The following is a 9,706-nucleotide window of genomic DNA, read 5'->3' on the forward strand; positions in this document are numbered from 1 at the left end:
ACAAGCTTGGAGACGAGGTGTGCAATATCATAAGATACCATCATCATGAGGAAAATGAACTTCCAAGTGACTTCCCGTCGCATCTGCTCCCTCAACTGAGACTATTTAAGCTGCTGGACGGGCTTTCGGCCGGCATGACCAGACGTAATGCTTCCGTGAAGGTTGGGTTCGAAGGTGGGAGGGTCTACATATCAGAGAAAAGTTTGCTCCCTAAATATTCTGGGAGTTACGCGCTCAATCTTTATGGGGGTGAGAGGATTGAGATTGTAGAGGAAGATTCACATCTCATCTATCGCACACAGAGATTAAAGCCAGCCATGGCTTTCAACTATTAAGACTATATGCCCATACTGTGGGGTGGCCGAGGATCGGGATATAAATGTTAGTACCTGCGTATTTTCGTCTAAGCTCACAATATTTTTCATTTTATACAGCCAATTAGTGCCTACGTGTCCTTATTTCGGGTAATCTCGAAAAAAGCGGCGGGAAAAACATATTGACCTGATATAAAAATCTGTGGTAAAAAATAAGAAACATTGGGGAATCAATGAAGCGTTGTTCCTACTTCCTTGGTCGCCGATGGGCAACGCGGAGTAAGTGGCGAACCCGGCCCCAGGACAAGCCGTCCGGGCCGGGTTTTGTTTTGACAGGCCAGCCGGCCCGGGTGGCGCACAAACCATTGGGAGGTAGAGAACAATGAAACGAAGCCTATTAATTCTTACAATGCTGCTCCTGGCGACCGTAGGGTTACTGGTCTTTTCCGGGATGGCGGCCGCTGAACCACCAGACGATACCAAGTACCATGATGTCAGTGTAACTGTCCCCGTGTCGTTAAGACTCAGGCTAGCTGGAAACGTAACCTTCTCCCTTGAAGGTTACCCGCCTGATGAGTACCCTGCTACCTATGGTCCCACCTCGGGTTTTTGGGTCAAGGTGCACTATAACCAGTCTGGAAACTGGCAGGTGCGCGTCGTTGGGCCCGCAAACTTCACCGGCCCCACGACAAAACCGATCAGTGACCTCAAATGGAGCACCGAGGCACAGGGCACCTACACAGCCATGAGCAACACGGCGGCTACAGTGTTTTCAGGGACCGCCAAGACTACCGGCTGGGCGCAGCATGATGTCTTCTACAAGTTAGTCCTTGACGGGAACGAAGCTGCCGGCACCTACACGGCCACTATTACATACATCCTTGTGACAATCTAAGAGAATCAGGAGCGAATCGGAAGATGCCTGCGACTATGAGGCCAGGAGAGCTGCGCAGGGTGGCCATCAAAGCCACCTTGTTCTTTTATATCACTGCCCTGATTTTCTCCCCCCTCCAGGCGCAAGCCGCCACGGACATGGGGGTCAGTCCCTCCAAGCTTGAATTGCTCCTCGACCCCGGGGAGTCGACTACAGAGATCATAAGGGTTACCAATTCCGCCCCCGATAGGATCCACTTCAAAGCATACGTAATGGATTGGCTCCTCTCCCAAGAAGGCGAGTTTACTCCCATTCCGCCTGGAACAGGAGAGCGCTCGGCAAGCAGCTGGGCCAAGGTCGTCCCCATAGAATTTGACCTGGGGCCAGAGCAGACACAGGACGTCCGCGTCAGCATAAGCGTCCCTCGCGGAGTCTCCGGCGAGTATAGGACCGTTGTCTTCTTCGAATCAGCCCCTTCACAGGTCTCAGGGATGTTCGGGGTCTCCGTGGTGGGCAGGATTGGGGTTGTAGTGTATGTAAACATACGCGGAACTATTAAAAGGGAGGGGGGCGTTGCGGATCTCACGGTTGACTATGACAGGTCCAAAGAAATGCTTACGGGCCGCATCGGGTTTGAGAACACAGGGAACACTCACCTCGTGCTGAACGCGACGGTAGAATTGAAGGACGCAGGCGGGAGAAGGGTCGCGCTCATCGAGGAAACGCGTGGCGTATGTCTACCCGAAAGCTATGTGCAACTGCCCTTCAGGTGGCAGGGGACCCTCTCGCCGGGCGAATACATAGTCCTTGCCGTCATCGACTACGGAGGGGCAACGCGGATAGCGGGCCAGACGGTACTTGAGGTGCCTGAGTAAAAGGCCGGGCCGTTTACCCTGTCTCCTGAGGGCCTGCGAGCAGGTTTTAGCTGGAAAGGGGCCGTCTCATGCGCCAACCGCCCCACGCCTAAAGGCGGGGGCACCCGACGCCGCATAGTCTTGGATCATCGGGAAGGTCAGGCGATGCTTTTTTCGAGGAGAAGGACGGTAAGGCTGGAGGACTATTGTCTTCTTTGTCTATGTCTGATTGTAGCTGTCATCTTTCTTGCGTCTCCTGTATATGCCCTGGAGCTGATATCTCCCTCCGAGATGGAAGGGGAACCAGGAGCATTTATAACCCATGTGTTCAAGGTGCTAAACGACTCCGACAGGGAGGAGGTATGCGATGTCCGCGGCGGCTCAGAGAACGGATGGGATACCATCGGGCTTACAGCCTCTGTAAAGCTGTCGCCAGGAAAGAGGACGCTCATCCCTGTTACTGTCCATATTCCCGACAGTGCCCCTGCTGGTACAGAAGACGTGCTTGAACTCGTCCTGCTGCCGAGGTCGTCGCCGGGCTTGGAATTAAGGGGAAGGACAATCACCAAGGTTGCCCTTGTCTCCAAAGTCGCTCTGGCGCTGCCGGAGGGGAAAAGCGGTGAACGAGGGACGGCCGTCATATACGCGGTAACCGCGGAAAACAGGGGGAACGGCCAGGACGAATTTGAGGTTACAGTGAGTTCTCTTTTGGGCTGGAAGGCGGAAGTCTCTCCTTCGAGGATTTCGCTGAGCCCGCTCCAGAACGGTGCGGTCTATATAAAGCACTTTATTCCCAAGAATGCCCCCATCGGGAGCACGGACCGGCTGACTATAGTCGTAAAGTCAGTTAACCGGCCTGAAGTTTCCGCTCAGGGCTTAATTGCCACAACCGTCGCCGGCTCAGTAGTCCCGTCTATGCCCGACGAAAAGCTATTCTATGTCCTCCCGGGGGAGGTCACGGTGAATATCCCGCCTTCGCTGTTTTCCGGGAAGCTGGAGGAATTCGGTCCCAGCCTCAGACTGTCAGGCCCCTTGAGTGAAAATCTCCGATTATCGGTTGATATGACAGGGCTTCTCGTATCCAAAACGGGAAGTCCAATGATCCTCCCCAATTATCTTCAGCTCACCGGTGATACCTGGAAGGCATCATGGGGAAGCCTGCCGGGCGCTCCTTTAAGCTGGATGGCGCGCCCCGAGTACCCCAAGGGGATCATCCTGTCAAGCACCGGGAAGACGGCATCGGTGAGTCTCGCTCTGGGGGAAGGCAACCAGGCGAATCCTGAGAAAGAGGGGCGGCTGGCGGAACTAACAATGGACCTCTCGCCGGGGAAATCCACGAGTGCGCGGGTTGTTTATTCAGAATTCTATGGGGATGCCCTTCCCCTGTTCCAGGGGAAGGGGATGTTCGGCTTCGAGGCGCAACGGAGACTGGATCCTAGGCTTACCCTGACTGCCGGGTATGGAGTCTCCTTCGACAGGGAAATGCCGGACGTAGGGGAACGCGTAGCTACCGTGGGTCTACGGCACGACAAGGATGGAATCGCCTTATCCCTTGGGCTCGGCAATACCTCGCCCAGCGAGGCCAGATATGGTCAAAATCTCTACGAGGCCACCCTTGGAGTAGGGAAGATCGGCACGGCAAACCTTACTGGCTCGTTCAAGCTCACCAGCGAATACGGGCCGCCTCGTGCCGACAGGGCCCCGTATAATTCCTCGACAGGGAGCATTTCAGTGGGCCTGGGGGGCCACCTAGACTTAAGGGGTGAGTTTTCTAATTCCTACAGCCAGGATCCCCTGCGGGAAGAAGAGGACTTCTCGTCTTCGACCCTCTCATTGAGGTGGGGTCGTTTTCATACGGGCGCCACATATGCTATGTCGCTGAGGAGAAAAGAGATGGTATATCCGTCGACCTCAAAGGATTCATATGTTGAGACGGAAATGGAGCTCGGATGGGGGCGGCCGGTAGGGGATGGCAGATTTGAACTTAAGGTTTCACGCGAGCTTACCCAGTTTAAGTCGGGGGAGCTCTCCGGCACCGTGGGCGCCGCGGTTAGGGGAGAGATCCCTCTATGGGAAGGAGCGGCGAGGTTGGCCCCCTTTCTCGAGATTGAAGAATCCCGGTACCAGGGGATCCCCAGGCACATCGCAACCATAGGCCTCGAGGGGAAGCTTGCGCTCGACTATGCGAGCACCGTGTCCTTCGGGTGCAAGTTTTCGGGAGGAGGGGCGGGGACGGCGTTCGGCTTTGAGAGATTCGACAAGGGAGAATACACCGTTTCCTTCACGCGAAAGTTCAATTATCTTATCCCGAGGGCCACCGCGAAGATCAGGGCGGTTGTCTTTGAGGACACGGACGGGGACGGGGCCATGGGCCCAAGTGAGCTGGGGGTTCCAGGCATAGGCTTGCGCTTGGAAGGGACGGCATCTAAGACCGGGAAGGACGGCATCTGCGAATTCAGAAGCCTTCAGGCGGGCACGCACGTCCTCTCCCTGGACGTGGCTTCCATCCCTGTGACGATGGGATACTTAGCCAGGGATGTGAAGGTAACCTTAAGGGAACGGGAGACCAAGGACGTATACGTGGCGCTCTTCCGCGGAGGCTTTGTTGGGGGCAGGATCAACGTCGAGGGAGAGGAGGAGTCGAAGAAGGACCTCCAGGGCATTCTCATAAAGGCAGTGCCATTAGGCCTGAAAGATGGGAGTGCCTACGAAAGGAGGGCGTTCGTCGGGTCTGACGGGAGGTTTACCCTCACTGGTTTGTATCCCGGGGAAAACCTCGTCAGCATAGAATTACCAGGTAATCTCTCAGAGAGATATGAGATAGTGACCGGCAGCCTTACCCCTAAGGTAGAACCGGGGGAGACGGTTTCCGATGTGACGTTCACCTTGCGCGCGAAGGTGAAGCCCATAGTGACAACCTTCATAGCCGAGAGGAGCCCTTCACTCAACATAAAGGTGCAGCCTGAATCGATCCCGTGCAGGGCAGAGCCCAAGGTGACAGTCGAGTCCTCCCTTGATCTTGCGGGCGTGACCGTCACCCTGCCCACGGGGAAGATATTTACTCTTGAAGGGAAGGGCCGCAAGTGGGCGGGCCATATCGAGTTGCCTGAAGACGCGAAGCCGGGCCCCGTGCAACTCACCGTAACGGCCGTTGAACCTTCGGGAGCAAAGTGGACCCGCCGTGTGCCGGTCGTAATCACGGAGTCAGGTGAATTGGTAACGGCCCGACTCATCCCTGGGACCCTTTACGCCGGGCAAAAGGCCAGACTTACCGTGAGCTCTTTGGTGGCCATGGATGAGATAACAGTCTCACTCCCCTGGAGGGATGACATGCAGGTGAAACCGGAGGATCCTTACATGTGGGAATCGGACTGCCCTGTGCCCCCTGATGCAGCACCGGGGACTTACGTAGTCCGCGTGAATGTCACCACTCTGAGAGGTGCCTCTTTTGATCGCGAGCTGAAGCTTACGATCCGAGAATAGGGCGCGGGAACCCTTGTAACGCCCCTATGGCGTTACAAGGGTATACTTAAATGTGGTCCCGTAGGTGGTTCCGCCGACTTCCTCCCCTGTAAGCTTCAGCCTATAGTATACGTTAAATTGGGCCCACCCATTTAGGCGGTTGCCGGAAAAGAGCAACACCCCGAACCCTTCCCCACCCCCGCCGGGGAAGCTTGTCCACGTCACGCGGTCGGTAGACCACTCCAGCTGGGAGATCGGTATCGTATTCGTTCCGTCGGTGAGGTCGCCCGCTGGCTTGACATACAGGAACCACTGACGTGCAACATTCGAATGTATTTTTATAGCTACCGCACCATCACGGCCCTCCCCGGCGAGTGGATAGTAATATGCCGGGTAGTCCGCAGGAGGATACGAGCTCTTCTCCTTTTCCCGGGCAAAGTCAAAGGCCAGATCCCCGGCTTCCACAAAGATCTTTATTGCTTCAGGGATAACAACCTGGACTAGATGGGTCGCCGTATCATTGGTTTGCGCGGAGACTATATTTGTCGTGAGGGCTACTACTATGAAAAGTAACGTTGAAAATAAAATTGACCTCTTCGGTAGCCCGGCCATCATAGCAACCACTCCTGCCTTAGACCCGAGGCTTTGCGCCCCCGCCTTTCGGCGGGTTTGCCCTTTCGGAGATCTCGAGTATATCCCTTTTGGTTTTATGTTACCACTTTTGGGGTTATGATGCAAGGGATCTTTGCCGTCAGAATGAGGCGAGAGAGTTGCATGAATTCCCGATATAGCATAGAATCAACAGGAAACGGACTACTGAATTCATCGAATTTCTCAACCATATCGTTAGCTTTTACCCGACCGGGAAGATCCATATCATCCTCGATAATTACAGCATCCACAAGGCCAAACTTGTACAGGAATGGCTTACCAGTCACCCGAGGGTAAAGCTGCTCTACTATTTACCATGTTACATGCCAGAACTCAACCCTGTAGAGAAGATTTGGTGGCGTCTCAAGGCAGTAGTTGCAGCAAACCGACTCTACAGTAACATGAATGCGCTCATAGACGCTGTAAAGACGTTTTTCAAAGAACTAAAGGCTTCGGAAGCCTTAACGCTTGCAGCATAGAATCAGTTGAAAACTTATGAGAGAGATCGTTGATTTCTCCCATTCTATGCCAATATGGTGCGGTGAAATCCCGGAAAGTGGCCACCGTGCATGGTCAGATTGGCAACTGCTGGGGAATATCAACAGTCTCATGGGACTTTACTTAGACGGCGATAGACGTTCAATAGCGATCGGCATTTAGTCTTTAGGACGTCCTTCAAAGAAAGCCAGAAAGGCCTCGACCACTTTAGGATCAAATCTGTTGCCACTTTGATTTCGAAGGTAGTCTACGGTCTCCGCATGGCTTATAGGGTCTCTGTAGGGCCGCCGGCTACGCATGGCGCAGTAGGTGTCGACAACCAGGATGATACGTGCAGAAATGGGGATTTCTTCCCCTTTAAGACCTTTGGGATAGCCGCTCCCATCATAATATTCATGGGTGCTGGCCACGACCGGAGCAATTTCTTCAAAACCCGGGATGTGTTTAAGGAGTTGGGCGCCGATTTCCGGATGCCGTTTCATCACCGCCCATTCTTCTTCCGTGAGGTTATCTGACTTATCCAGAATACTGTCTGGGATCCCGATTTTCCCTATGTCATGGAGGAGGGCGGCAAGCCTCGTCTTTTCTATTTCTTCCTTGGGGAGGTTGAGCCGTGTGGCTACTTCTACCGCGAAACGCGACACCTGGTGGGAGTGATGGTATGTCGACCTGTCCTTGAGGTCAATTGCGTGGGCGAGGGCGTATACGAAGCTATTCTGGATCTCTCTTTGGAATAAAGCCCCGGGTTCCACAATCGGGTGAGTGCCATAGATACAAATCTGGTTGCCCCCCATGCGTTTGGCCCGGAACAGCTCCTGGTCAGCCTTGTCCAGGAGCTCACGGGCAGAACTTGCATCAGAGGGGTACGTTGCGATGCCCGTGCTTATTGTGAGGAGTAAAGATATCTCGGGGGTGGGTTGGTAGAGGGTGGATCCTATCGATGTCATTATCTTTCGGGCTACCGATGCAGCTCCGGCTTTATCTGTATCAGGGAGCAGGATTACGAATTCATCCCCTCCGTATCGGGCGATTATATCTGTGGAACGAAGACAGTCACGTAAGACGGAAGCTAGGTGTCGGAGGATCTCGTCACCTGCAAGATGTCCATAGAGGTCATTGATGGCTTTAAAATTATCGAGGTCACACATGATTATGGAGAACATCTGATGGCTCCGTTTGCATCTTCTAATCTCCTCATCAAGCCTCTCATAAAAATACCTGTGGTTGTAAAGTCGGGAGAGGCTATCCCGGATCGCCTGAGTTCTCAGCTCCTCTACAAGGAGGGCATTTTTCAGTGCCACAGCAGCGTAACCGGCAAAGGCTGTAATGAGAGAAAGCTTCCTCGCAAAGGCTCGCGGGCGTAAGCTGTGCGCATAGAGAACCCCGCGGACCCGCCCATCAACAATCAGTGGAACGCCGACATAAGACTTTATTCCTAATTCGATAAGGACCGGGTTTGAGCTCCGATGGCTTGTCTCAACGTTGTGAACGAGGACAGGCTCTTTTGTGCCGATTATCTGCATGGTAAGACCTTCTGGCCTGGCTCTACGCTCTAAAGGGATGACCTTCGTGAAGTCTTCCACGCTCTTGGTAAGACTCCCCTTCTCGTCTACCAAGGCGATACTGGCGTAGTCGGCCTTCAGGACCTCACGGGCGAGGCCTATGATCCGCGTAAGGATCAGCTCTAGTTCAGGAGAGGCGAATAAGGATTCTATAGATTTCAATAATTTCTGTAAATCGGCAAACTCCTTTGGGTTAGAGGTTTCAACCATTACCGTCTGCCTCCTTAGCCGCAATCGTTCTTCCTGGCTTTCTCTTAGGACTCTTAAGCATCGTGAGTAGCGTCCGTATAATGGTGTAAAAAGGAGTAGAAGGGGCCCGGAAAGAAGGAAGGGCCACCATTTGACGGGACATGACACTGATATAGCCTTCAAGAAGCTTTTTCTCCCGACCTTTTTATGACTATTTCAACCCTCCGATTTAGCCGCTTAAAATACTCACTAGCATTGGGATATGCGGGTTTGAATTCTCCATAACCAACGACCTCAAATTGTTCCGGTTTCAAATCACAGCTTTTTATAAAATACCTCACGACTGCCGCAGCGCGAGCTGCAGAAAGTTCCCAGTTAGACGGGTAAAGAATGGTATCTATCGGTATATCATCCGTATGTCCTTCCACCCTTATCTCTGCATCCGGTACCTCGCGCAAGACCTTACCGATTTTTGCAATTATAGGGAGGGCTTCTGGTTTTAATTCACTTTTGCCGAGATCGAAGAGTATCCTCTCCCCAAATCTAACGACTATGCCTCTATGTTCGTCCAGCGAAACACTTACCTCGCCCTTTAGCCCCTCTTTCTCTTCTACTAGGCCACGGATACGGTTGAATATCTCTTCATCTGATATTCCTGGAGGGGCTTTTGATCCATCAAACGTTACTACTGTCTCGATTGATAAGGCTTTCCTGAATGATGCTACAATCTGTTGAAACTTCTTTATATCCACCCTTGAATAGCTATAAAGGAGCACAAAGAATGTCAGCAGGAGAGTCATCATATCCGAGTAAGTCAGTATCCATTCGCCTTGCCCCTGACTTTTGTTCTTTTTTTCTCCAATAAAATCTGGCAACATATTTGACCCCCCATCTGTCAAGCAGTAATGGATTCATCTGAAATATTTTCAACCTGATGTGCGCCTGCTTCCTGTGCCTCCCTTGGGGCGGGGGTCTCCTCACGTTTCTTGGGCGCCAGGAAACGGTACAATTTTTCTCTAATCAGCCGCGGAGACTCCCCATTTTGTATTGCGAGGAGTCCCTCCACCATTAAGAGCTTTACGAAAACCTCTTGCTCACTCCTCATTTCCAGCTTCCCGGCAAGGGGGTTACAGATGAGATTCGCCCAGAGTGCCCCGTATAAACTGGTGAGCAATGCAACAGCCATTCCCGGGCCGATTTTATCCGGGCTATCCAGGTTTCTTAACATCTGAACCAGCCCAATCAGCGTCCCGATCATGCCAAATGCCGGCGCTAGAGAAGCCATGGTTGCCAGGATCCTCT

Annotated in this window: 9 protein-coding genes and 2 riboswitches; of the genes, 5 read left to right on the forward strand and 4 right to left on the reverse strand. The window is 53.0% G+C overall.

The window, feature by feature from the left end; translation table 11 throughout:
- The 4 genes from HPY71_15035 to HPY71_15050 form a co-directional block, all read left to right on the forward strand.
- Positions 1-335 (forward strand): hypothetical protein (locus HPY71_15035; GenBank protein NPV54805.1); only part of this gene is annotated, 335 nt, incomplete at its 5' end.
- A gap of 196 nt (positions 336-531) precedes the next feature.
- Positions 532-621, forward strand: a riboswitch (cyclic di-GMP riboswitch).
- A 75-nt stretch (positions 622-696) separates the two neighbouring features.
- Positions 697-1,209, forward strand: a complete 513-nt coding sequence (locus HPY71_15040) for a hypothetical protein (GenBank protein ID NPV54806.1) — start codon at positions 697-699, stop codon at positions 1,207-1,209.
- A gap of 23 nt (positions 1,210-1,232) precedes the next feature.
- Positions 1,233-2,063: a hypothetical protein gene (locus HPY71_15045; protein ID NPV54807.1), complete on the forward strand. Its 831-nt coding sequence runs from the start codon at positions 1,233-1,235 to the stop codon at positions 2,061-2,063.
- Positions 2,064-2,207: 144 nt separating this feature from the next.
- Positions 2,208-5,525: a hypothetical protein gene (locus HPY71_15050; protein ID NPV54808.1), complete on the forward strand. Its 3,318-nt coding sequence runs from the start codon at positions 2,208-2,210 to the stop codon at positions 5,523-5,525.
- Between the two features lie 24 nt (positions 5,526-5,549).
- Here HPY71_15050 and HPY71_15055 read toward each other — a convergent pair whose 3' ends face one another.
- On the reverse strand, positions 5,550-6,119 hold the full coding sequence (locus tag HPY71_15055) for a hypothetical protein (GenBank protein ID NPV54809.1): 570 nt from the start codon (positions 6,117-6,119) through the stop codon (positions 5,550-5,552).
- A riboswitch (cyclic di-GMP riboswitch) is annotated at positions 6,100-6,188 on the reverse strand. Its footprint overlaps the gene before it by 20 nt.
- A gap of 113 nt (positions 6,189-6,301) precedes the next feature.
- Between HPY71_15055 and HPY71_15060 the strand changes: the two genes are divergently transcribed.
- On the forward strand, positions 6,302-6,634 hold the full coding sequence (locus HPY71_15060) for a hypothetical protein (GenBank protein ID NPV54810.1): 333 nt from the start codon (positions 6,302-6,304) through the stop codon (positions 6,632-6,634).
- 177 nt (positions 6,635-6,811) lie between these two features.
- Here HPY71_15060 and HPY71_15065 read toward each other — a convergent pair whose 3' ends face one another.
- The 3 genes from HPY71_15065 to HPY71_15075 all read right to left on the reverse strand — a co-directional run bounded on the left by HPY71_15065 (position 6,812) and on the right by HPY71_15075 (position 9,701).
- On the reverse strand, positions 6,812-8,425 hold the full coding sequence (locus HPY71_15065; GenBank protein ID NPV54811.1) for a diguanylate cyclase: 1,614 nt from the start codon (positions 8,423-8,425) through the stop codon (positions 6,812-6,814).
- Between the two features lie 158 nt (positions 8,426-8,583).
- The gene (locus tag HPY71_15070) at positions 8,584-9,282 is read right to left on the reverse strand and encodes an OmpA family protein (protein NPV54812.1); all 699 of its coding nucleotides are present in this window, start codon (positions 9,280-9,282) and stop codon (positions 8,584-8,586) included.
- Between the two features lie 17 nt (positions 9,283-9,299).
- Positions 9,300-9,701: a flagellar motor protein PomA gene (locus HPY71_15075; GenBank protein ID NPV54813.1), complete on the reverse strand. Its 402-nt coding sequence runs from the start codon at positions 9,699-9,701 to the stop codon at positions 9,300-9,302.
- Positions 9,702-9,706 lie beyond the last annotated feature (5 nt).

Source organism: Bacillota bacterium, from assembly GCA_013178125.1.
Taxonomy (GTDB): Bacteria; Bacillota; SHA-98; order Ch115; family JABLXJ01; genus JABLXL01.

Excerpts from the sequence above, each read along its gene's own strand:
- HPY71_15040 (NPV54806.1), top strand. The coding sequence starts at position 697 with ATGAAACGAAGCCTATTAATTCTTACAATGCTGCTCCTGGCGACCGTA.
- HPY71_15045 (NPV54807.1), top strand. The coding sequence starts at position 1,233 with ATGCCTGCGACTATGAGGCCAGGAGAGCTGCGCAGGGTGGCCATCAAA.
- HPY71_15055 (NPV54809.1), bottom strand. The coding sequence starts at position 6,119 with ATGATGGCCGGGCTACCGAAGAGGTCAATTTTATTTTCAACGTTACTT.
- HPY71_15065 (NPV54811.1), bottom strand. The coding sequence starts at position 8,425 with ATGGTTGAAACCTCTAACCCAAAGGAGTTTGCCGATTTACAGAAATTA.
- HPY71_15070 (NPV54812.1), bottom strand. The coding sequence starts at position 9,282 with ATGTTGCCAGATTTTATTGGAGAAAAAAAGAACAAAAGTCAGGGGCAA.
- HPY71_15050 (NPV54808.1), top strand. The coding sequence starts at position 2,208 with ATGCTTTTTTCGAGGAGAAGGACGGTAAGGCTGGAGGACTATTGTCTT.